21 protein-coding genes and 1 pseudogene are annotated in these 22332 nt (G+C 64.1%); 9 read left to right on the forward strand and 13 right to left on the reverse strand.

The annotated features are described in order from the left end of the window. Positions 1-30 precede the first annotated feature (30 nt). The 7 genes from addA to regB all read right to left on the reverse strand — a co-directional run bounded on the left by addA (position 31) and on the right by regB (position 11474). Positions 31-3387, reverse strand: coding sequence for a double-strand break repair helicase AddA (addA, locus tag MB818_RS10585; RefSeq protein WP_238905042.1), 3357 nt, complete (start codon positions 3385-3387; stop codon positions 31-33). After that, on the reverse strand, positions 3384-6311 hold the full coding sequence (gene addB, locus MB818_RS10590; RefSeq protein ID WP_234216625.1) for a double-strand break repair protein AddB: 2928 nt from the start codon (positions 6309-6311) through the stop codon (positions 3384-3386). Before addB ends, addA begins: the two co-directional genes overlap by 4 nt. Beyond that, the gene (locus tag MB818_RS10595; protein ID WP_234165158.1) at positions 6304-6990 is read right to left on the reverse strand and encodes a nucleotidyltransferase family protein; all 687 of its coding nucleotides are present in this window, start codon (positions 6988-6990) and stop codon (positions 6304-6306) included. The genes addB and MB818_RS10595 overlap by 8 nt, the downstream gene beginning before the upstream one ends. Beyond that, complete coding sequence (locus MB818_RS10600) at positions 6987-7994, reverse strand: aminoglycoside phosphotransferase family protein (protein WP_238905048.1); 1008 nt, start codon at positions 7992-7994, stop codon at positions 6987-6989. The genes MB818_RS10595 and MB818_RS10600 overlap by 4 nt, the downstream gene beginning before the upstream one ends. Next, complete coding sequence (gene tsaE / locus MB818_RS10605) at positions 7991-8464, reverse strand: tRNA (adenosine(37)-N6)-threonylcarbamoyltransferase complex ATPase subunit type 1 TsaE (RefSeq protein ID WP_238905050.1); 474 nt, start codon at positions 8462-8464, stop codon at positions 7991-7993. The genes MB818_RS10600 and tsaE overlap by 4 nt, the downstream gene beginning before the upstream one ends. 42 nt (positions 8465-8506) lie before the next feature. Continuing rightward, entirely contained in the window at positions 8507-10009 is a 1503-nt protein-coding gene (locus tag MB818_RS10610; protein ID WP_238905052.1) for a PAS-domain containing protein, read from the reverse strand. Positions 10010-10076: 67 nt separating this feature from the next. Continuing rightward, on the reverse strand, positions 10077-11474 hold the full coding sequence (gene regB, locus MB818_RS10615) for a sensor histidine kinase RegB (protein WP_238905053.1): 1398 nt from the start codon (positions 11472-11474) through the stop codon (positions 10077-10079). A gap of 87 nt (positions 11475-11561) precedes the next feature. Between regB and MB818_RS10620 the strand changes: the two genes are divergently transcribed. From MB818_RS10620 to MB818_RS10630, 3 genes are all read left to right on the forward strand, one after another. Then, entirely contained in the window at positions 11562-12182 is a 621-nt protein-coding gene (locus MB818_RS10620) for an SCO family protein (protein ID WP_234182114.1), read from the forward strand. Between the two features lie 86 nt (positions 12183-12268). Continuing rightward, complete coding sequence (locus tag MB818_RS10625) at positions 12269-12823, forward strand: ActR/PrrA/RegA family redox response regulator transcription factor (protein WP_234139263.1); 555 nt, start codon at positions 12269-12271, stop codon at positions 12821-12823. 10 nt (positions 12824-12833) lie between these two features. Next, a complete protein-coding gene (locus tag MB818_RS10630; protein ID WP_234139121.1) occupies positions 12834-14063 on the forward strand; it encodes a glycosyltransferase family 61 protein in 1230 nt (409 codons plus the stop codon). Here MB818_RS10630 and MB818_RS10635 read toward each other — a convergent pair. Continuing rightward, positions 14036-14629: an HD domain-containing protein gene (locus MB818_RS10635; RefSeq protein WP_234139120.1), complete on the reverse strand. Its 594-nt coding sequence runs from the start codon at positions 14627-14629 to the stop codon at positions 14036-14038. The genes MB818_RS10630 and MB818_RS10635 overlap by 28 nt on opposite strands. Positions 14630-14836: 207 nt before the next feature. On the opposite strand from MB818_RS10635, the gene MB818_RS10640 reads away from it, so the two are divergent. From MB818_RS10640 to MB818_RS10655, 4 genes are all read left to right on the forward strand, one after another. Then, positions 14837-15151, forward strand: a complete 315-nt coding sequence (locus tag MB818_RS10640; protein WP_234139119.1) for a hypothetical protein — start codon at positions 14837-14839, stop codon at positions 15149-15151. A 96-nt stretch (positions 15152-15247) separates the two neighbouring features. Beyond that, entirely contained in the window at positions 15248-16636 is a 1389-nt protein-coding gene (gene ahcY, locus MB818_RS10645) for an adenosylhomocysteinase (RefSeq protein WP_234139118.1), read from the forward strand. 174 nt (positions 16637-16810) lie between these two features. Further along, positions 16811-17314, forward strand: coding sequence for a DUF922 domain-containing protein (locus MB818_RS10650; RefSeq protein WP_234139117.1), 504 nt, complete (start codon positions 16811-16813; stop codon positions 17312-17314). Positions 17315-17494: 180 nt separating this feature from the next. Then, positions 17495-17836 carry a DUF2853 family protein gene (locus tag MB818_RS10655; RefSeq protein ID WP_234139116.1) on the forward strand — a complete coding sequence of 114 codons (342 nt, stop codon included), beginning with the start codon at positions 17495-17497 and terminating at the stop codon, positions 17834-17836. A gap of 245 nt (positions 17837-18081) precedes the next feature. Here MB818_RS10655 and MB818_RS10660 read toward each other — a convergent pair whose 3' ends face one another. From MB818_RS10660 to tsaD, 5 genes are read right to left on the reverse strand one after another with little or no spacing between them, the layout of a single operon-like run. Continuing rightward, positions 18082-18477 carry a DUF1761 domain-containing protein gene (locus MB818_RS10660; RefSeq protein WP_234139115.1) on the reverse strand — a complete coding sequence of 132 codons (396 nt, stop codon included), beginning with the start codon at positions 18475-18477 and terminating at the stop codon, positions 18082-18084. 42 nt (positions 18478-18519) lie between these two features. Continuing rightward, positions 18520-18942, reverse strand: coding sequence for an EVE domain-containing protein (locus MB818_RS10665; protein ID WP_234163349.1), 423 nt, complete (start codon positions 18940-18942; stop codon positions 18520-18522). Further along, positions 18942-19211 (reverse strand): YciI family protein, encoded by a 270-nt coding sequence (locus MB818_RS10670; protein WP_234145378.1) that lies wholly within the window; start codon positions 19209-19211, stop codon positions 18942-18944. The genes MB818_RS10665 and MB818_RS10670 overlap by 1 nt, the downstream gene beginning before the upstream one ends. A gap of 1 nt (position 19212) precedes the next feature. Next, a complete protein-coding gene (locus tag MB818_RS10675; RefSeq protein ID WP_234177653.1) occupies positions 19213-20175 on the reverse strand; it encodes an NAD(P)H-dependent glycerol-3-phosphate dehydrogenase in 963 nt (320 codons plus the stop codon). Next, positions 20172-21269 carry a tRNA (adenosine(37)-N6)-threonylcarbamoyltransferase complex transferase subunit TsaD gene (tsaD, locus tag MB818_RS10680; protein WP_238905055.1) on the reverse strand — a complete coding sequence of 366 codons (1098 nt, stop codon included), beginning with the start codon at positions 21267-21269 and terminating at the stop codon, positions 20172-20174. The genes MB818_RS10675 and tsaD overlap by 4 nt, the downstream gene beginning before the upstream one ends. Before the next feature lie 98 nt (positions 21270-21367). Between tsaD and MB818_RS10685 the strand changes: the two genes are divergently transcribed. Next, positions 21368-22081: a uroporphyrinogen-III synthase gene (locus tag MB818_RS10685; protein WP_238905057.1), complete on the forward strand. Its 714-nt coding sequence runs from the start codon at positions 21368-21370 to the stop codon at positions 22079-22081. Next, positions 22081-22332, forward strand: a pseudogene (locus MB818_RS10690) (hypothetical protein); the annotation flags it as partial. The gene MB818_RS10685 and the pseudogene MB818_RS10690, both read left to right, overlap by 1 nt.

Genomic DNA, 22332 nt, shown 5'->3' on the forward strand with positions numbered 1-22332 from the left:
CCGGAAAGGTAGGTTCCCGACGGGGGGAGGTCAAGATATCTGGATGCGACCCAGGGCAGCGGCCACAAGATCGTGAGGCAACCACATGATCTGTGCAGTGCGAGTCCAGAGGATGCCGGTGCGGATGCTGCGCCCGGGATAGACCTGTTCCAGCGCATGTGCATAGGCGCCCATCTGCCGCAACAGCCCCTCGGGGCAGGCTTCGGGCCGGTCTGGCACCACCGCGTTGCTCTTGAAATCGACGACGCCGATCTCGTTCTCACCGATCAGCAACCGGTCGATCACTCCGTGCAAGCGCCTTGCCCCCAGCGGTGCCGAGATCGCCACCTCGGCCAGGGTGCCGGGGGCAAAGATGTCAGCCAGCGCCGTGGAGCTGAGCACGCCGCGTGCCTCGGCCAGCAGTTCGTCACGCAAGGGGGCATCAAGGTCTGGCAACAGGCGCAACGCGTGATCGGTCCAAGCCGCCGGTTCGGTTCCGGGCAGATGCTCCAACAATAGGTGCAGCCAGCTGCCACGCGCTTTGGCGGCTTCTTCGTCCAGACCGGCTTCTCCCGGCAGGGCTTTGGCGCCGCCCAGATCCGAGGGCGCAATGGTTTTGACTGCGGATACGGGATCGGGCGCCGGGAGGGCCGCCCAATCGGGCAGGGCCACTGCACTGTCGGGCTTGGTGCTTTCCTCGACCAGCGGTGGCCCGGTCCAGTCGCCATGTTCCAGCCTCAGGATATCGCCCGCGACTCCGGTTGCCCCGGCCTCGGCCATCGCATCCGCAACCGCCTGATACCAGCTGCTGCCATCGCTGCCGAGATCGCCCGCCGCCGCCACGATCAACCACTTTTCCGCACGCGTCAGCGCCACATACAAGAGCCGTAGCCGTTCGTTCATCTCGCGCGTCTGCGCTGCCTCGCGCGCGGTCGAGAGCAGCGCCGGAGAGCTGTCACGCGGCACCCGCCATAGTGGTGTGCCCTCGGCCAACATGATCTCGGCATCGCGTGGCGCGCGGCGTTGGGCAGTGTCGGGCAGGATCACGATGGGCGCCTCCAACCCCTTGGAGCCATGTACCGTCATCACCCGGATCATGTCGCCCACCCCGGTCATTTGGCGCTTGATCTCCAGATCGTCGGTCTGCATCCAGACAAGGAACCCGGTGAGACTGGGAATGTCCGAGCGTTCATAGGCCAGCGCCTGGCTGAGCAGGGCGTTGATCCCGTCCTCTGCCTCGGCGCCCAGCCGGCCCAACAGCTTGCGCCGCCCGTCATGCCGGGTCAGGATCCGCTCGATCAGGTCATAGGGGCGCAGGAAATCGGTCTGCCCGCGCAGGTCGTCGAGTATCTCGAGCGTCTCGGGAAATTCGGCGCGACGGGCGCGCAGTGCCGCCCACAGGTAGCGGTCGCTCCGGCGATGCGCCAGATCGAAGAGCTGCTGTTCGCTCCACCCGAACAGAGGCGATTTCAGCACCGTGGCCAGCGACAGATCATCCTCGGGCGTGGCCAGAAAGTTGAGCAGGGCGGCAAGATCCTTGACCGCCAGTTCGGCCCCGACCTTGAGCCGGTCGGCCCCCGCAATGGGCAGGCCCGCCGCCTTGCAGGCGCGGATGATCTCGGCAAACAGATCGGATCGGCGCTGAACCAGGATCAGGAAATCGCCGGGCCGCACCCGTCGCCGCGCGAATGTGCCAGGTGTTTCGCCATCAATCGGGATGGTTTCGCCCCGGTCGATCATCTCGCGGATCTGCCCGGCCACCTGCTCGGCCAGGATCACCGTGTGATGGCGCGCGCCGGGCCGGTCCACCGGGTCGGTCCAATCGCCGTCTTCCTCTTCCTCGACCTTGTCGATAAGGGGCCAAAGGTCGACCCGTCCCGGCAGGTCGGATTTGAAGGCCCGGTGCAAGGACTCTTTGTGAAACCCCGCCTGAGACCGGTCCCGGAACACCAGATCGACCAGCCCAAGGATCGCGCTGGACGAGCGGAACGAGAATTCCAGCGTCAGATCTTCCAGGTTAGAGCCTGAATCGCGCAGCTTGCGCCCGAATTCGGCCTGCATCCGGTCAAACGCGTCCGGGTCGGCGCCCTGAAATGAATAGATCGACTGTTTCTTGTCACCGACGACAAAAATGGTGCGCTCGACACCCGAGCGCGCGCCTTCGCCGCTGGTGAATTCCTGCGCAAGCTTCTCGATCACGTCCCATTGTTCGGGGCTGGTGTCCTGTGCTTCGTCCACCAGAATATGATCGATGCCACCGTCGAGCCGGTAAAGCACCCAGGCCGCGACGCCCGGATCGGTCAGCAATTGCCGCGCCTTCAGGATCAGGTCGTCAAAGTCGAGCCAGCCGCGCAACTGTTTGCGCCGGGAATATTCCGGCAGAAACGCGGCCGCGAACCGGTGCAGCGCCAGAGATTTCTCAGCGGCAGCCAGCGCAAGGCGCTGGTCGCGCGCAGCCTCGACCCGCAGCATCAGCGCTTCGAGCTGGGGCATCTGTCCAGCCAGCACGCCTTGGCGCAGACCCTTGGTGGGAAAGCCGTCGATCTTGGCCGAGAACGGCGATTTCGCGCTGGCACCGGTCAGCAGCACCTGTTCCAGCACGATCAGCCCGTCGAGCGTCGGCCGGGTAAAGGCGGCAAGCCGGGCGGCGGCTTTCTGGTCATTGGCACCGCTGCCCATCAGCGCAGGCAGGAGGGAGCGGATCAGCGCGACCTCGCCACCCAGAAAGACCGAGGTCAGCAATCTCTGGGTATCGAACTCCTCGGGCAGGTCGAACAGGGCCAGCAGCCCGGCCCAGTCCAGCGGTTGCGCAAAGGCCGCGCGCCTTTGGCAGATGGCGGCGGTCAGGCTGGCGAAATCGGTATCGGTGATATGGCGGGCCAAATTCGAGATCAGCGCAGCCTGCGGGCCAGCGGCCATGTCTTCGACGATCTCTTCGCGCAGCAGGGCGGCGGCGCGGTCCTCCATTTCCGAGAATTGCGGGCTGACCCCCGCTTCCAGCGGGAACCGGCGCAAGAGCGTGGCACAGAACGAGTGGATGGTCTGGATCTTGAGCCCGCCGGGTGTTTCGATGGCGCGGGCGAACAGGGTGCGGGCATGGGCCAGCCGCGCATTGTTGATCGCCCCTGGCACCCCAAGATCCGACAATTGCGCCCTGAGCGGCGCATCCGCCAGCATCGCCCATTCGCCCAACCGCTTGAACAGGCGGTTCTGCATCTCGCTGGCTGCCGCCTTGGTATAGGTCAGGCACAGGATGTGCTGAGGCTGCACATCGCTGAGCAACAGCCGCGCCACCCGGTCGGTCAGCACCTTGGTCTTGCCCGACCCGGCATTTGCCGCCAGCCAGGTCGAGGCGTCGGGCCGCGCGGCCTGTACCTGACGTTCGGTCGCTGCGTTGCGGGCGCTCATGTCAGATCCTCGGGTTCGGGCGTGGCGCTGCGATCCCATTCTCCGAACCGCGCCAGATGATCGTAATCGCCTGCATCGCTGTCCTTGTGCAGCATCCGGCGCGAGGTAAAACCTTGATCTGGCTCGAAATAGGCGCCGATCAGCTGGTGCAGCTCGGCCCAGACTTTGACCGGGGGCTCGGCGTCGAGCGGGGCTGGCACCTCTTTGTAGCTGCCACCCATGCCGATAAAGACCGCGCGCGCCACCGGGGCCGGGTCGATCCCCTCGAACCCGCCCTCTTCGGCCAGCGCAGCCTCGATCAACAGTTGCCGGTCGAATTTCGCCTGCTGCTTTTCGCTGGGCGGTGCCCCAGTCTTGTAGTCGTAAAGACAGAGCGAGCCGCGTTCGGAGCGGTCGATCCGGTCGGCCCGCCCGGTCAGGGTGAAATCCAGCCCGTCGAGCTGTTTGTGCATTTGCGCCTCGAAGGCGATCGGGCCTGCATCGGCGCGCCGGGCCTCTTCGGACAGCAAAAAGGCATCGGCCACCCGGTCGAGCCGCGCCAGCCACAGCGCCCGCGCCGTGGGCCAGGCAACCAGCTCCTCCAGCATCGTGGCCGCACGTTTCAGGAAGGTGTCGCGGTTGAGCAGGGCCATGTCCAGCACGCTGTCGCGGACGAAACTCTCCAGGACTTCGTGGATCACGATCCCCCTCAGCAGCGCGTCGGGTGCCTGCACCAGCGGGTCCAGCGGTTTGAGCCGCAGCACATGCCGGGCGTAGATCGCGTAAGGATCGCGGATCAGCTTCTTGATCTCGGTCACCGACAATTGCCGGGGCCGCGCGGCCAGCGGCGGCCGGGGCGAGGGGCGCGGGGCCGGGGCACTGCGCGGCGCCTCCTCCAGCGCCTCGGCCATGGACAGCCAGCGGCGGCCGCGCGCCCGCATTTCGGACAGCGCCACTGCACCGCCCTGATCGGGCAGGCCCTGCAACAGGTTGGTCAGCCGGTTCAGCCAGCGCGAGGGCACGGTTTCGGCATCGTCCGAGCGTTTGGCGCGGGTCAGCCAGACCTCGGGCGCGCCGATGGCCTGCTGGAAATCATGCGCCGACAGGCCGATGCGGCGTTCCGGCAGCAACAGGCCCGCATCATGGCGCATGCGCCGGTTCAGCCAGGGGTCGGGGGCAGGGGATTCGGGCCAGCTGCCCTCGTTCAGCCCGCCCAGGATCAGCAGGTCAGCCCCCATCACCCGCGCCTCGAGCGTGCCCCAGATCATGATGCCGGGATAGGGCGCGTCGCGGTCGCGCACCTCGCCCGTGGACAACAGCCCGCCCAGCAGGTCGGCGAAATCGCGGGCGTCCATCTCGCCGCCATGCGGGGCCTCGTCGGCCAGAGCGGTGACAACAGCCAACGCCTCTTGCCCGGCCTTCTGTTCCCAAAGGTTGCCGCTGCCGCCCTCGGCGCCTGCCGACAGCGCCTCGGCCAGCTGGCGCAGGCGGTCGACCCAATCGGACAGCGGCAGGGCGCCGGTGACATGCTGGTCGCAGAAACAGCGGGCGACCCAGTTGGTCCAGCCGTCGGACACCTCGCGGCGGGTGGCGAAACCCGTCAGGTCTTCGGCACCGGGAAAGGGCGGGCCGTTGCGGCGCAGATCCAGTTCCAGATCGCGGGTGTGGAGCAGGTGTTCGTTGCGGCCCTTTCCGGTGTGACACAACGGGTGTTTCAGCAGCGTCAGCAGCGCCTCGCCATCCAGCCGGGACGAGAACAGCCCCGCGACATGGCGCAGGAACCGGCCCGGTGGTGACAAGTGCAGTGGCAGGCCGGCGCTGTCATCGGGCAGGATGTTCCAGCGATCAAGCGCGGCGCTGACCTGCCGTGTCAGCATCCGGTCGGGGGTGATCAGCGCCGCGCTTTGCCCATCCTCTGCCGCTTGACGCAGGCGCAGGGCGATGGCCAGCGCCTCGTCCCGCGGACTGGCCGCCTCGATCAGGGTGATGTCGCGGGTGGCGGTATCGATACCTTTCAGCTGCGGCCCCTCGCTCATCCAGGCGTCGGTCACCGGTGCGGGGCGAAGTGCCAGCGACACCAGCCGGTTGCGGCTGGGGCAGGGGGCCACGTCATCCGACCAGGGTGCGATCTGATCCGGCGTCAGGCCCAGCCGCGCCATCAGCCGGGCAAAGCGGAACTGGGGATGATCTTCGGCGGTCAGCGCGTCCTCGAGCCCGTCCCAGACCCGCCCCGGCTGGTCGAAGTCAAAGCCGGGCAGTACCACCGCGCCCTGCGGCAGGCGGGCAACCGCCTCCATCAAGAGCATTGTGGTCCCGCGCGACCCGGTGGAACCGGCCAGGATCACCGGATGTTCAGGAGGGTGCTGCGCCCATTCCGCGATCAGCGCCTCGACCACCCGGCGTTGCCGGGCCTGCACGTCCAGTTCGTCGTCACCGCTGCGCAAATAGCGCTCGGCTATCGCGATGAATTGCTGCGCACGCGCCCAGTGCCCCGACTGGTCGCTGACATCCAGCGCCCGAATGGCAGCGGGTGTGACCCCTTCGCCCTGCATCTCGTCGATCAGAGCAGCCAGGCTATCGGAAAGGTCGAAAATCGATGCCCGCGCTGCCAGATCGGGCTGCTGATCCAAAAGGCGCGTGATCAGCTGCACCAGTTCCAGCCGCCGCCGCAATGGTGGAACGGCGGGTGGAAGATGGGTGACCGCGCCCAGCGCCGTCAGGTCGGTGACCAGCGACACCCGCGGCAACAGTGCCGCCGGCCCGGCATCGAACAACGCGCGGATGCGCCGCTCCATCCGGTGGGTGTTGACCACCAGCTGCACCCCCGCCAGCACATGCGGCGGCTGCCCGGCAACACGTTGGTGCAGCCCCTGCACCAGCGCGCGCGGGAAATCGACGCCGGGCGGCAGGGCAAAGACACGGGGGTGCGTGCAGGGGTCAAACATCGCGCAGCATCTCCTCGGCCAGGGCGATCCCGCCGGGATGGCCGACATCGCACCAGCGCCCCGGATATTCCAGCGCAAAGAGCCGCCCGGCCGCCCCGATCCTGTTCCAGAGAAGGTTCAGCGAAAAAGCAGGCACGTCAAAACCATGCAACCCGCCCGTCTTGACGATCTGCACCCCGCCATAGACCAGCCCCGGTCCGCGTTCGATCCGCCCCTGCGCATCAAGGCTGAAATCGCCAGTCCCTGCATGTCCGATGGCCTGTTCCAACGGCACGCACATCAAAAGCGCATCCATATGTACCGGATCCCAAGCCTCGGCCAACAGGGCAAAGGGATTCGGCCCCGACCAGATCGCATCGGTATTGCTTGTAAACACCGTTTCGGCTCCAAGCATCGGCAAGGCTTGCCGCAACCCACCGCCGGTATCGAGGATATCGGGCTGCTCCTCGGACAAGAGCACCCCCCGTGGCGCCAGATGCGCCGCCAGCATCGGGGCAAGGTAATGCAGGTTCGCTACGATCCGAGGCGGGGAAACTGCGCGAGCCAGATCCAGCGTGTGATCGACCAGAGGGCGGCCCGCCACCTCGATCAGGGGTTTCGGGCGGGTGCGGGTCAGGTCGCCCATGCGGGTGCCGAACCCGGCGGCGAACAGCATTACGGGCAGGTCGGTCTGTGTCATCTCGGGTGCAGTCGGGCCAGGTTTTCGGGTGAGGGAGGCGGCAGCGTTTCGCGCAGCAAGTCTGCGATACCCGCCATGGCCGGATGCTCCAGATCGCGCATCACATGGCGCCAGACCGCGGCCATCAGCGCCAGATACCGGGTCTTGCCCATCTCGCGCGACAGCCGGGCAAAGACGCCCAGAATGCGCAGATTCCGCTGTACGCCCAGCACGGCATAGGCGGTGCGGAATTCGTGGTCGTCCGCACCGGTCTCGGCTATGAACCGGTCGATCATGCGCATTTCGATCCGGGCCGGCACATCTCGGCGGATGTCCTGCAACAGGCTGACCAGATCATAGGCAGGGTGGCCCACGACCGCGTCCTGGAAATCGAGCAGCCCGACCCGGGCCATCCCGGCGCGATCCGGCAGCCAGAGCAGATTCTCGGCGTGATAGTCCCGCAGGATCATTACTTTGGGTCCCTGGATCGTCCGGTGCAGGACGCCTCCGAACCGGTCTATGAACCGATCCCGCATCTCGGTGGTGTCAGCGCCTGTGATCCCGCTCACATAGTGATCAAAGGCGATATCGGTCTTTTCGGCCAGCGGCGCCGGGCCATAGCTGTCGAGACCGGCCATCAGCGGCATGTCGCGCAGCGCCACCAATAGATCGGTCGCAGCCTCGTAAAGCGGCACTTCTTGTGACAGGTCGCGGGCGATGACGCGGGTAAAGAGGTCGTCGCCCAGGTCTTCGATCAGTAAAAAGCCCTGCGCTGGATCCTCGGCCAGGATCTCGGGCGCGCTCAGGCCCTGGGCGCGCAGATGCCGCGCCATTTCGACAAAGCGGTGTACCGTTTCGCCCTGCGCGGGCGGAGCGTCCATCAGCACGGCGGTCTGGCCGGTTTCCGGGTTGCTCAACCGCTCATAGCGGCGAGCCGAGGCATCGCCTGCCAGCGGCGTTCGCGAGGCGCCGGCCCAGTCGGTTTCGGCCAGGAAAGCGGTGGCAAGCGCGCTTCGGTCACTCATTTCAACGCCTCGATGCGCGTGGTCCATTTTGGATCGGTCCAAGACAGGGTCAGGCGGCGTTTCAACTCGTCCTGAGGGTCGGTTTCGAAATGCAGATGCAGGGCATGGTCCGGTGTCAGAGGGCCCAGCCGGTCTGGCCATTCAACCAGCGTGATCGCGTCCGAGAAGGCTTCGGACAGGCCCAGTTCCTCGATCTCGTCCAGTCCGGTCAGGCGGTAGAGATCGCTGTGCCAGATCTCGCCCCGGGTGCTGTTATAGACCTGTACCAACGTGAAGGTGGGCGAGGGGATATCCTCGGCGACGGGTAGCAGGGACTGGATCAGGTGACGGGCGAAATGGGTCTTGCCGCTGCCGATCTCGCCCGACAGCAACAGGCAATCCCCCGCTGTCAAAGCGGCACCGAGAACCACCGCCAAACGGGCGGTTTCATCGGGGCTGTCAGGGTGCAGGATCAGGGGCGAAGCGGTCATGGCGCCACAATGACCGCGGTGCATTCCGGCTGCAAGGCGGTATCACCCCCCGGCGTGGGCGGGGCCGCGCGCGGCTGTCTCTACGGGTGCAGAAAAGGATACCAGGGTAGAGCCGTTCTGGATCGGGCTGACAGTGCAGATCAGATGCGCGCCGCTGCGCAATTGCACGCGCCCCCCCCATTCGGCCCGGTTTTCGCGGCTTTCGACAAAGTCTCGGATCTCGCCCCAGAGCGGCGTCGCGGCGCAAAGGTCCTGCCAGGTTCGGGTCGCATCCACGATCGTCACCTGTGCAAAGCTGAGATCGGGATCGGATTTCCACAGCCGGTGATAGGCGGCGTTGGAAAAAGCCAGCGACCCGTCGGCGGCGAACACCGCTATCGCCTCATCCAGATGGTCCAGCACTGCCTGCCCCAGTTCCAGTTCCGAGCGGAACCGGCGGGTCAGGGTGATCTCGGCGGTGATGTCCTCGAACAGGAAGGCCACCGCGCCATCAGGATGGGGCCGCCCGCTGACCGAATAGACCGAGCCCGAGGGCAGCGACCAGGTTTCCTGATAATTGCCGCTCGATGCCGCTTGCAGCAGGTCGTTCATCTGCTGGCGCCAGCCACCGTAATTCTTTGGCTCCGGCATCATGTTGAGATTGCGCAGCCTGTCAAAGAAGCTCGACACCTCGGGTCGGCTGCTGAGGAAATCGGCGGGCAAACAGGTCAGGTCGATCAAGGCGGGATTGAACAGGGCAAGTTGCCGGTTGCGGTCAAATATCGCCAGCCCGATGGACAGTTGGGCAAAGGTCTTGGCAAGGGTCTGCACGAAATTGCGCTGGGCGACTTCGGCATCGACGACCGCGTTGATGTCCATCGCGTAGCAGAGACAGCCTTCGTCCTGCGGGACGATAACAACGTCGAACCATAGTTTGGTGCCGGTATCGCCGGTCGCGATGGAAATCCGGGTTTTCTTGCCCGGCGCGCCTATGTCCGAGACGTCGGGAAACAGCGGGTCGAACAGTTCCGGCGAGCGACCTCGAACCTTTCGGGCGAGAACCACATAGGCGGCGTTACACCATCGGATGCCGCCATCTCCGCCCAGATACCAGACCGGATAGGGAGCCTGATCCATTGCAAGCCGCAGCGGGTCGGTATCGGGGTTCTGCCGTTTACCGTCTTGTGTCTGGCAATGCCTGCGCAGTTCGACCCGAACGATGCCGTCGATCCATTCGCAAAAGACATCGCGGTCAGCCCGTCCATCGATCGCGGTCACGACCAATTCTCCTTGCTGTTCCACGTGTTCGGGATCCGATGGGAATCCAGGGAATTCGTCAGCAAGCCTGTCGCGCAGGCCGTGCCAGTCATGAATACCTCTGTCGGTGCCCGGATGCGAGGCACCGATCAGGTCGGTGCCGTCAAATAGAAACACATGCCCTTGCCCGCCGCCCGGTTCGAATACCCGTCCTACTGGTTTGCCCGCGCGCATCGAGACGATCAGGAACCGTCCTGTCAGGCCCGCTGACAACAGGGCAATTGCCGCCAGAGCCAGCCAATCCGCCATATTCGCAACCCGCCTTGTCCCGTCCGAATGGATCGATCCTGAGGGTCAGAGGTTAACACAAGTTTAACTAAACTTGAAACTGCTCATTCAACCCTAGCGGGACAGGATTCTCGCCGGTCTGAGCGTCGATCTGCGACCGGGGCCACACGACCAGAACGATTGCACCACGGCGTTCGGACTGATCGGTAAGCGTCTGGTAGGGATCCGAACCGTTGGCAAAGCTCAATTCGGCTCCGCTGCGTTCCAGCAGGGTCTTGGCAATGAAAAGGCCCAGGCCCATGCCTTCGTATTCCGGCCGGGTGCGGCGGTCGATCTCGGCACGGCGACGGCGCACGAAAGGATCGCCGATCCGGCCGATCATGTGGCCGGGATAGCCGCGACCGTCGTCCATGATTGAGACCGTGATCGTCTCGGCTGTCCATTCCGCCTCGACCCAGACATTGGCACGGGCAAAGTCGACCGCGTTCTGGATCAGGTTGCGCAGCCCGTGGATGACCTCGGGCTTGCGCAGGATCGAGGGCTGTTGCAGATCGCCACCCGCTCCGGGACCTTCGTCGAAATGCACGGTTTTGCCGCGGTGCACATGCGGTTCGGCCGCCTCGTGGATAACAGTCGACAGTGGCGCCTGGCGCAGATGCAGATCGTCCTTTCCCGCCCGTCCCATGTCACGCAGGATATCGCGGCAACGATCCGCCTGCTCGCGGATGAGTGCCGCATCCTCGCGCAGGTCGGGGCGGTCATCCAGCTCTTCGACCAGCTCGGAACTGGCCAGTTTGATCGTGGCCAGCGGTGTTCCCAGCTCGTGCGCGGCGGCGGCCACCACCCCGCCCAGATCGGTCAGCTTCTGTTCGCGCGACAGCGCCATTTGCGTCGCGGCCAGCGCCTCGGACATCGACTGCACCTCGGAGCTGATGCGATAGGAATAGGCGCCCAGAAAGATGATCGCGATGATGATCGCCGTCCAATGGCCAAAGACGAACACATCCGGGATGCGCAGGATAAAGCCCATCTCGGTTCTCAACGGAACGTGATAGAGCCCCAGCAGCGTGACCAGAACGATGGCGGTGGTACCTATGAACAGGGTCGAGCGCAGGCCCATCACATTGGCCGAGATGATCACCGGCCCGACCAGAAGCAGCGCGAACGGGTTGTGCAACCCGCCGGTCAGATACAGCAAGAACCCGAGCTGCAACAGGTCGAACAGCACCATCAGAAAGTTCTCGAACTCTCCCAAGCGCTTGTTTTCAGGGAAAAGAAAGATCGCCAGCAGGTTGCCGACGGCCGAGATGCCGATGGCCAGATAGCACAGGCCCAGGTTCAGTTGCAGGTGATAGCTGTGCTGCGCCACCAGAATAGCGGCGACCTGCCCGGCAATGGCCACCCATCTGAGCAGGATCATCGTGCGCAGACGGATCCAGCTGCTGCGCTCTTGTCCGAGCACGAGGTTCATGTTGGAGTCCGGCATCGCGCGCCTATGTCCAGTTGCAACGGCTGGCTATCTTGATAGGTGTCCGGGCCGAGACGATCAACATCTCTGACCTTGAGGCCGAAAATGACCCGACTCTATGCCTTTCTCGCCGCGGTGGTCGCTGCCACCGCACTGGGTGCCACCTGGATCGCTACCCGAGGCGGTGATGGAGATGACCGGTTCGCCCAGTGCCGCGCCGGGCAGATTGCCGGCGGGGCCGAGACCATCGGCGGCCCGTTCGAACTGGTCAATGCCAAGGGCGAGACCGTGACCGACAAGGATGTGATCACAGAGCCTTCGTTGCTCTATTTCGGCTATACGTTCTGTCCTGATGTCTGCCCGCTGGATACCTCGCGCAATGCCGAGGCCGTGGACCTTCTGGAAGACCGGGGCCAGAGGGTGACCCCGATCTTTATCTCGATCGACCCCGACCGGGACACCCCCGAGGTGGTTGGCGATTTCGCCGCCAACCTGCACGAGCGCATGATCGGCCTGACCGGTTCGCCCGAGCAGGTCAAGGCCGCAAGTCAGGCGTACAAGACTTATTACCGGGCACAGGACAAGAGCGACGAGTACTACCTGGTCGACCATTCGACCTTCTCTTACCTGGTGCTGCCCGAGCACGGCTTTGTCGAGTTTTTCCGCCGCGACGAGACGGCAGAGCAGATGGCCGACCGGATCGGATGTTTTCTGGACGCCATGTGATCACGACAGAGGCGTTTGACCTTGCCGCAGTCGCTGTTAATACTCGCCCTTAGGCAAAAACACGAAAAACAGCGGAAAGAATGAGCATGGTCGACGCCCCCCAGCCCGATATCGGACCCGACAAGTCGCTGTTGCTGGTCGATGACGACGAGCCGTTTCTGCGCCGGTTGGCCAAGGCGATGGAAAAACGCGGCTTCGAGATCGAGACCGCCGGTTCGGTTGCCGCCGGTCGTGCCATCGCCACCGCCCGGCCACCGGCCTATGCGGTGGTCGATCTGCGGCTCGAGGATGGTAACGGGCTGGATGTGGTCGAAGTGCTGCGCGAGAAGCGGCCCGATTGCCGGGTCGTGGTCCTGACCGGTTACGGTGCCATCGCCACCGCGGTCGCAGCGGTCAAGATCGGGGCCACCGACTATCTATCGAAACCTGCCGACGCCACCGACATCACCAACGCTTTGCTGGCCACCGGCGACGAATTGCCACCGCCGCCCGAAAACCCGATGAGCGCGGACCGGGTGAGGTGGGAGCACATTCAGCGTGTCTATGAACTCTGTGATCGTAACGTTAGCGAAACCGCGCGCCGGCTAAACATGCACCGCCGGACCCTGCAAAGGATTCTGGCCAAGAGAAGCCCGCGCTGAGAGGTTCGTTATGGCGCAAGCGCCTGAACTTGACCCCAATGACCCTACCACCCAACCACAGCCCGATGGTGGCTGGTCCGAGGGACTGGACACGCTGAGCGGCGCCATCGTCGTGCCGCCCGAGGTCAGTGGATTCACCCAAGAGGCGGGCGTGCTGCACAGCGATGGCCGCTATTGTCCGCAAGGCGCGCTCTGGCGTCGGTATCGCCCGCTGACGACCGAGCCCCCGATGCCCGAGAATGTGTCCGAGGTTCTATCGGGCCGCTGGCTGTGGGGTGGGGTGCTGTGGGCTCATTTCGGTCATTTCCTCGTGGAAAGCACTGCGCGGCTCTGGGCGCTGAACCATATCGACGGGCCCATCGACGGCGTGTTGTTCATCCCCAAACGGCCGCGTGTCGGCGATCAGATTCGCGGGTTTCAGCGCGATTTCATCGACCTGATGCACCCGGGTCTGCCGATCCATGTGGCCACGGACCCAATCCGTGTCGAGGAATTGATCGTTCCCGGACAAGGCTTTGGCCTGGGGCCGATCACGCAAGGTACTCAGAAGTTCCGCGATGCGATCCATGCCGGGTTCGGCAAGGCGGTCGAACCTGATGGGCCCAGCAAGATCTATATCTCGCGCTCGGCGCTGGGCCTGGGCAAGGGCGGCATGCTGGGAGAGGAGCGGCTGGAGGATCTGCTGCGGGCCGAGGGCTATGACATCTTTCACCCCGAGAAATACAATCTCGAAACCCAGCTGGCCCGCTACAAGGCCGCGACCCATGTGATTGCCGCCGACGGCTCGGCGCTGCACCTTTACGCCATGGTCGGACGGCCCGATCAGAAAGTGGCGATGATCCTGCGCCGCAAGGCCGGGGCCACCAACCTTCTGGCCAAGAATGTCGCCCATTTCTGTCGCTGCAGCCCGATGGTGATCGACGCGCTTTATACCGAATGGGTGCGGGGCGAGGGCGGCAAATCGAACCGGCTCTCCTTTGGCGAGCTCGATCATGCCGTGATCGGGCGCGGCCTGGCGATGGGCGGTTTCGTGCGCCCGGACGTGGACTGGCTGCGCGCAACCGACGAGGAGCGCGCCCAGATGTTCCGCGACAAGGGGCTGGATCAGGCCGGCGATTTTGTCGAGAGCGAGGAATATCAAAAGCGCCGGCGCCGGATCATGCGGCAGGAGCGGCGCGCACGCCGTGCCGCGCGCGATGACGCCGCAGCGGATCAGACTTCGGAAATCAAGGCCTCATAGCGGGCGGTAAAGGCGGCGCGCGTTTCCAGCGGCGGTCGCAGGCAAATGTCCAGACCCTGCATCAGCTCGGGTTTCTGCCTGCCAAAGAACTTGTTCGCCTCGGCCTCGGTAAACCCGGCGATCCGTGTGGCCTCCATCCATGCACTCACCCGGTCGGCGCGCTTGATCTGTTTCTTGATCTGCACCGGCAGCACGGCGGGCAGGCCGAACCGTATGTGGATTGCCGCTGTCAGCCGTGCGTCGAGCAGCCCGTAATCGGCCCCGACCGCCGCCTTGACCGGAGAGATCATGTCGCCGATCACATATTCGGGCGCATCGTGCAGCAGCGCCGCCAGCCGCCATTTCGCCCCGGCGCCGGGCACGATGCGGGCAAAGATATCCTCGACCAGCAGCGAGTGTTCAGCCACCGAATAGGCGAATTCCCCTCGTGTCTGCCCGTTCCAGCGCGCGACAAAGGCCAGCCCATGGGCGATATCTTCGATCTCGATGTCGACCGGCGTCGGGTCCAGCAGATCCAGCCGTCGCCCCGACAGCATCCTTTGCCAGGCTCTGGGTTGTGTTGCCATTGTGCCACGTCCCCTTTGCGTGCCATGTTTTTGCCACATTCCGGGCGCAGCCTGATCCCTGTTCCGATCACATGCTGCCAGCCCAACGATCAGGTGTCGCGTTCGCGGCCCGGTGGCTTGATCGGTCTATCGAAGAGCGGGGGGCGTGTTATCTCCTCCCGGCACGTCCCCCAACAGATCCGTTCCTCTATGCGAAAGGAGCTTGCGATGATCAAGCCTCTGTTGGGAGCATTGGCCGGCTTTGGCCTGATCCTGTCCGCCGGGACGGCCACCGCGCAATCCTGTGCCGCGCGCGCGGCGATCGTCGACCGGTTGCAGCAAAAATACTCTGAACGCCTCGCCGCCGGTGGTTTGCAGCCCTTGTCTGATGGCGCCTCGGTGATCGAGCTTTGGGCCTCGTCCGAAACCGGCACCTTTACCGTGCTGCTGACCCGGGCCACTGGCATCAGCTGTATCGTCGCTGCGGGCACCGACTATTTCCAGACCTCGGACACCCAGACGGTGCCCGATATCCCCAGCTGAGCCACAGCCGCGATCATTCCCCCTGATCCTCGTTGCCAGTCGAAGGCAGGGGTGATAGGGCCTCTGGCGACCGAATTTGCCGGAATGGAGTGACAGATGGCCGGGGATTATATCGTCAAGGACATTTCGCTGGCCGGGTTTGGCCGCAAGGAACTGGATATTGCCGAAACCGAGATGCCGGGCCTGATGGCGCTGCGCGAGGAATATGGCGAGGCGCAGCCACTCAAAGGCGCGCGGATTGTCGGTTCGCTGCATATGACCATCCAGACCGCCGTGCTGATCGAGACGCTGGTGGCGCTGGGCGCCGATGTGCGCTGGGCTTCGTGCAATATCTTCTCGACCCAGGACCACGCGGCGGCAGCGATTGCGGCGGCAGGTATCCCCGTCTTTGCGATCAAGGGCCAGACGCTGGAAGAGCATTGGGACTACCTCGACAAATCCTTCCTGTTCGAGGACGGCCCCAACATGATCCTGGATGATGGCGGCGACGCGACGCTTTACATCCTGCTCGGCGCCCGCGCCGAGGCGGGTGAGGACATCATCCCGGTTCCGTCCTCGGAAGAGGAAACCGTGATCAAGGCCCAGATCAAGAAGCGCATGGCTGCCTCGCCGGGCTGGTTCACTAAGATGCGCGACCAGATCCAGGGTGTGTCCGAGGAAACGACGACCGGCGTCAACCGCCTGTATCAGCTGGTCAAGGACGGCCATCTGCCGTTCCCGGCGATCAACGTGAATGACAGCGTGACCAAGTCGAAATTCGACAACAAGTACGGCTGCAAGGAATCGCTGGTCGACGGCATCCGCCGCGCCACCGACACCATGATGGCCGGCAAGGTCGCCGTGGTTTGCGGGTATGGCGATGTGGGCAAGGGCTCTGCCGCCAGCCTCCGCGGTGCCGGTGCGCGCGTGAAGGTGACCGAGGTCGACCCGATCTGTGCCCTTCAGGCCGCCATGGACGGATTCGAGGTGACCACGCTGGAAGACGAGGTCGCCAGCGCCGATATCTTCATCACCACCACCGGCAACAAGGACGTGATCCGCATCGAGCACATGCGCGAGATGAAGAACATGGCCATCGTCGGCAATATCGGCCATTTCGACAACGAGATTCAGGTGGCCGCGCTCAAGAACCACAAATGGACCAACATCAAGGAACAGGTTGACATGATCGAAATGCCCTCGGGCAACAAGATCATCCTGCTCTCCGAGGGTCGTCTGCTGAACCTGGGCAACGCCACCGGCCACCCCTCGTTCGTGATGTCGGCCTCGTTCACCAACCAGGTTCTGGCGCAGATCGAACTGTTCACCAAGGGCGACCAGTACGAGAACAAGGTCTATATCCTGCCCAAGCACCTGGACGAGAAAGTGGCCCGCCTGCACCTGGCCCGGATCGGTGTCAAGCTGACCCAGCTGAGCCCCGATCAGGCCAGCTATATCGGGGTCAAGCCCGAAGGCCCGTTCAAGCCGGAACACTACCGCTATTGAGTGTCGGCGTCAGCCGATGCGCAACCGTTCTGACTGGCCGCCCCGATACGATCGGGGCGGCCTTTTCATACCGATCGCAGTGATCCGATAAAGCTTGACGCGTTAATCCCCAGTCCGCTTATCTCATGCAACTGAGCCGAGCCGTCAGGCGGCATGCACCTCGAGGAATGTGATATGCGTATGAAGTTTCTTTCGATTCGCCTCTTGGTCAAATCGCTGTGTGTGGCGGTGTTGGGGCTCTCATTCGGTGCGGTGATGGCCGAGGCGAAACCCAAGGTTACCGTTGTGAACAAGACCTATGTGGTGAATGCCGCCACAGCGCAGGACCTGATCCGGGAGATGGATGCGCGGGGACCCAACGGGTTCTGGGCCTATACGGACTGGTATGTGAAATGGTCCGGCAGTTGCGACCTGTCAGTCAGTATCACCTATACGATGCCCAAGCATAAGAACGAGGCCAAGCTGGATCCGGAGCTGCGCAAAAGCTGGAAATCCTTTGTCACGGCTCTGAAGAAACACGAGGAGTTGCACGGCGCGCATGGTGTTCAGGCAGCGCAGGAAATTGAACAGACCAAATGCGCTGACGGCGACGCCGTCATCAGAAAATGGTCCAATCAGGACAAGGTCCTCGACAAGCGGACCGACCACGGCAAGAAGGATGGCGTGGTCTTGAAGTGAGGCGGCCTTTCGCGTTGTCTCTCGCCTCGGGGCTGACTTGACGCGATGACAAGGCCGATCACGGCGACTTACAGGGAAAACGGGCCAAGTTTTCCCTTTGTGCGCGACCCGGCTGCCGCTACGCTCTTGCCAGTGCCGGATAGACTGGCCGAAAACAGAAAAACTCGGGAGAGTGAAGAGATGGGAAAACGCGACGACCTGATCGCCCAATATGCTGACGATCTGAAGAACAAGTGCGGGATGACACCCGACATGGACCTGCTAACCAAGGTGACCATTGGTTGCGGTCCGGCAATCTATGATGCCGATGCCTCGACCGTCGCGTCGAGTCAGCCGGGTGAGCTGGAAACCGTCAAGAACAATTTCCTGATCAAGAAGCTGGGCTTGGCCGACGGGCCCGAGCTGGATGCCGCCATTGCCAAGGTTGTGGACACCTATGGCAAGTCTGAGCGCAACAAGTATCGCGCCGTCGTCTATTACATGCTGACCAAGCATTTCGGCAAGGAATCCGTCTACGGCTGAGCCAACGGCATGCTGTACACGCAAGCGCCCGCATTCGCGGGCGTTTCGCATTTTATGAATATTGTCAAAGCTTTGCCTTTGCGCCGGAAGGGGTATCGGGCGTATAACTATTGTATGACCAGGACGGTCAGAACCTCGGTACAGAATTCGCGTGTGGTGTGTTGGGAGCACGCGGGGGTAGGGGAGGGTTCTGAACCGTCGGAACCTTCCCCTTTTTTCATTGAGCTACCACCGGGACCGCGATCCTAGAATAGCGTCAGGATCAAGCCCATCACCGCACAGGCCAGTGTTGCATAGCCGCCGTCGATCAGGCTGAGCCGCAGCGGGCGCATACCATAGAGATTGTTGAGCGTGATCCAGGGTGTGATGAAGAACAGCCCGATGCCGATCCCCGCCACGATCCCCGCCCCCGCACTGTCGATCCCCGAGAGAGCAAAGACATGCCGCATCATCCCCGCCACGACCAGTTGCAGCAGAAAGCTGGCCGCAAAAATGCCGGGGGTCATGCCGCCCTGGGGTTTGCCGTCGGGGCCGCGCGGCACCTTGGCATCCTGCATCCAGGGTTCTGCCAGAACCATGTACCAAACCGATCCCAGCGCAAATGCGCCAAACGCGGCCGCCAGAACATTCAACAGTTCCATCCTTGCCTCATCGAGTATCCGCGATGCGGCCAGAATGCACGATCAGTCGGGATCTGTCTGCCCCATTGCGCAGATCATACGCCATTCCGTCTCGGTCACCGGCTGCACCGACAGGCGCGAGTTGCGCACCAGAACCATCTCGGACAGGCGCGTGTCGGCCTTGATCTGGTCCAGCGTCACCGGCTGCTGAAAGGGGCGCACCGCCTTGATATCCACGCATTCCCAGCGCGGGTCGTCTGCCTTGCTGTCGGGGTGCGCCTCGGCGCAGACCTCGACGATGCCCACCACCGCCTTGTCGCTTTGCGAGTGGTAGAAAAAGCCTCGGTCACCCAGCGCCATTTCCCGCATGAAATTGCGCGCCTGATAGTTGCGCACGCCATCCCATTCTTCACCCGCGTCGCCCTTGGCGACCTGATCGTCCCAACCCCAGGTCTCGGGTTCCGATTTGAACAGCCAATAGGCCATCAGCCGATTACCTTTTTCCACGGGATCAGTTGCACCGACTGGAACAGCCCGGCCTTGGCATAGGGGTCATTGGCGGCCCAGTTCTCGGCCGCGGCCAGATCGGCCACATCAAGAATGACCAGCGAGCCGATCATCGCGTCACCGTCCAGCAAGGGGCCCGCCTGCGCGACAACGCCGGTTTCCTCGATATAGGCAAGATGGGCTGCGCGATTGTCGAGCCGGGTTTGCAGGGCGCCGTCCTTGTCCCGTGCGATCAGGGCAACCAGCATGTCATTCCTCCTTGAGCGGTCGGTTGAGCAGCGAACGCATCGCTTCGGCGACACTGTAATCACCGTTTGACAGCTGCGCCACCGTTGTGCTGATCGGCATCTCGATCCTGTTATCGCGGGCCAGTTGTGCCACCGCATGGGCGGTGGCGACACCTTCGACCGTGGTGGAGCGGTCGAACGGTTCCTGTCGGCCCAATGCCAGACCGAACCGATAGTTGCGCGACAGGTCGGATGAGCAGGTGAGCATCAGATCGCCAAGGCCAGACAGGCCCATCAGGGTCTCGGGGCGGGCGCCTTTCAGCACCGCCAGCCTCTGCATCTCGGCAAAGCCACGGGTCAACAGCGCGGCGCGGGCGCTGTCGCCCATCCCGGCACCGATGCAGGCGCCGCAGCCGATCGCGATCACGTTCTTCAGCGCGCCACCAAGTTCGGCCCCGATCGTGTCGGTGGTCCGATAGAGCCGCAGGTTGGCGGTGGTCAGCTGCGCTTGCAAATCGCGACCCAGATCGGCCTCGGCGCAGGCCAGCGTCAGTGCCGTCGGCAGGCCACGCGCGATATCCTGGGCAAAGCTGGGTCCGGTCAGCAGCGCGGTGCGGGTGCCGGGCAGGGTTTCTGCCATCACGGCCATCGGGCCAAGCCCGCTGTTCATTTCGATCCCCTTGCAGCAGGCGACCAGAACCCGCCCGCGCAATGCAGCCGCATGATCTGACATCATGCCGCGCAGTTTCTGCATCGGCACCGCAAGGAGCAGCGTGTCGCTTTGCGAAGCCTGATCCAGATCATCGGTAACGCTCAGCGCTTCGGGCAGCGGCAGGCCGGGCAGGCGCTGTTGGTTCTCGCGGGTCTCCTGCATCTGCCGCGCCTGTTCGGGGGACCGTGACCACAACGTGACCGGACCCTTGCCCGCAAGCGAGATTGCCAAAGCGGTGCCGAATGCGCCCGATCCCAGAACCGCGACACTCATGCCTTGGCGCCCTTCTTGCCGCTGCCCAGCATCGCCGGGCTGTTTTGATCAAGCGGCCAGCGCGGCCGGGCGGTCAGGTCCAGCCCGTCGCGGGCGCCGCTGCGGAAGCGTTCGAGACCGGCATAGGCGATCATTGCCGCGTTGTCGGTGCACAGGCGCAGCGGGGGCGCGGTGAACCGGGCATCCGCCTCGGCGCAGACCGTTTCCAGCGCCGCGCGGATGGCTGCGTTGGCCGCCACCCCACCAGCGACCGCGACAACCGGGTCTGCTGGGTCCTCTGCCAGATAGAGCGCCAGCGCGCGCCGGGTCTTTTCCGCCAGCGTATCCACCACTGCGGCCTGAAACCCGGCGCACAGATCGGCGCGATCCTGCCGGGTCAACCCGCCCTGTTCGGCGACCAACTGGTCGCGCATCCGCATCAGCGCGGTCTTTAACCCCGAAAACGACAGGTCGCAACCGGGCCGGTCCAGCAAGGGCCGGGGAAAGCGGAATCGCTTGGGATCACCCTGCCGCGCCTCGCCCTCGACCGAAGGACCGCCGGGTTGCGGCAGGCCCAGCAGGCGCGCGGTCTTGTCAAAGGCCTCGCCCGGAGCGTCGTCGATGGTCCCGCCAAGCCGTGAGAACTGTTCGGCCCCTTGGGCGATCAGGTATTGGCAATGCCCGCCCGACACCAGCAGCATCAGATAGGGATAGGCGATCTGGTCGGTCAGGCGCGGGGTCAGCGCGTGGCCCGCCAGATGGTTCACCCCGATCAGAGGCAGGCCGGTGGCGGCGGCGATCCCCTTGGCGCACATCACCCCCGACATCACCCCGCCGATCAGGCCCGGCCCGGCGGTCACTGCCACCGCATCCAGATCGGCCAGGGTAACGCCAGCCTCGGCCAGCGCCTGGCGCACGCAGATATCCAGTTTTTCGGCATGGGCGCGGGCGGCGATCTCGGGCACCACGCCACCATAGGCGCTGTGCAGGTCGGTCTGGCCATGCACGACCGAGGACAGGATCTCGGCCGGTTGCCCCTCGGTCTGGCGCACCACCGCGGCGGCGGTATCGTCGCAACTGCTTTCCAGCCCGAGTATCGTCAGGGTTTGCGCCATCGGCCCCACCGTTGCATGATGTTCGGCGAGCGGGGTATCACCCCCGCGACCCGCAAACAATCCCGCCACGCAGGAGCGCGCCGCTGATCTATCTGCTGATGACCCGCCCGCGTGGCGCCTCGGAACGGTTTGTCGCCGGGTTACGCCCCGAGATCCGGGCGGCGTTGACCCCCATCTTTTCGCCGCTGTTGCAGATAGAGCCGACAGTCGAGGCGCTGGATTTTGGTTCGGCGGCGGGTCTGATCTTTACCTCGTCCAATGGCGTGGGCATCGCCGCGCGCTTGACCGCAGACCGGTCGCTGCCCTGTTTCTGCGTCGGGCGGGCAACCACCCGGATGGCGGTGCAGGCGGGCTGGTCTGCCACCATGGCGGGCGAGAGCGCCGAGGCGCTGATCGCGGGGATGCTCGCGCGGCGCCCGGTTACGCCTCTTTTGCATCTGCGCGGTGAACATGGGCGCGGTGAAGTGGCGGCAAACCTGACACGGATGGGGTTGAGGACCGGGGAACAGGTGATCTATGCCCAGCGTTTGTTGCCCTTTTCGGACGAGGCACAACGGGTTCTGACGGGTGACAAACCCGTTATTGCACCGGTTTTCTCACCCCGGACCGCGCGACAATTTGCCGGGCTGTTGAACGGCACGCCGACGCTCAGCGTCGTCGCGATGAGCGAGGCAGTGAAAAAACCCTTTGAAAACATAAAGCTTTCCGATTTGATCGTTGCCAAGACTCCGGATGCCGACGCTATGCGGGACGCGATTGAAATTGCTGTGACGCGTGCCATTCGGGTTGAGGGGCGTCCGGGCGCGCATTAGTGTCGAACGGCATCCGGTATTTGAAGATTTTCAGATTCGAAAGGGACAGCGCGGTGGCCGAGAAGAAAGACCCAGAGCTGGAAACCGTCACCGACCCTATGTCCGAGACCAAACAGGAGTTGCCTGAACCAACGGTTGACGAGGCGAAGGCGGCGACAGAGGTGCCTTCCGAAGCCGAAGCCGAAGCCGAAGCCGAAGCCGAAGCCGAAGCCGAAGCCGAAGCCGAAGCCGAAGCCGAAGCCGAAGCCGAA

Source organism: Ruegeria alba (genome assembly GCF_022321465.1).
Lineage (GTDB): Bacteria > Pseudomonadota > Alphaproteobacteria > Rhodobacterales > Rhodobacteraceae > Ruegeria_B > Ruegeria_B alba.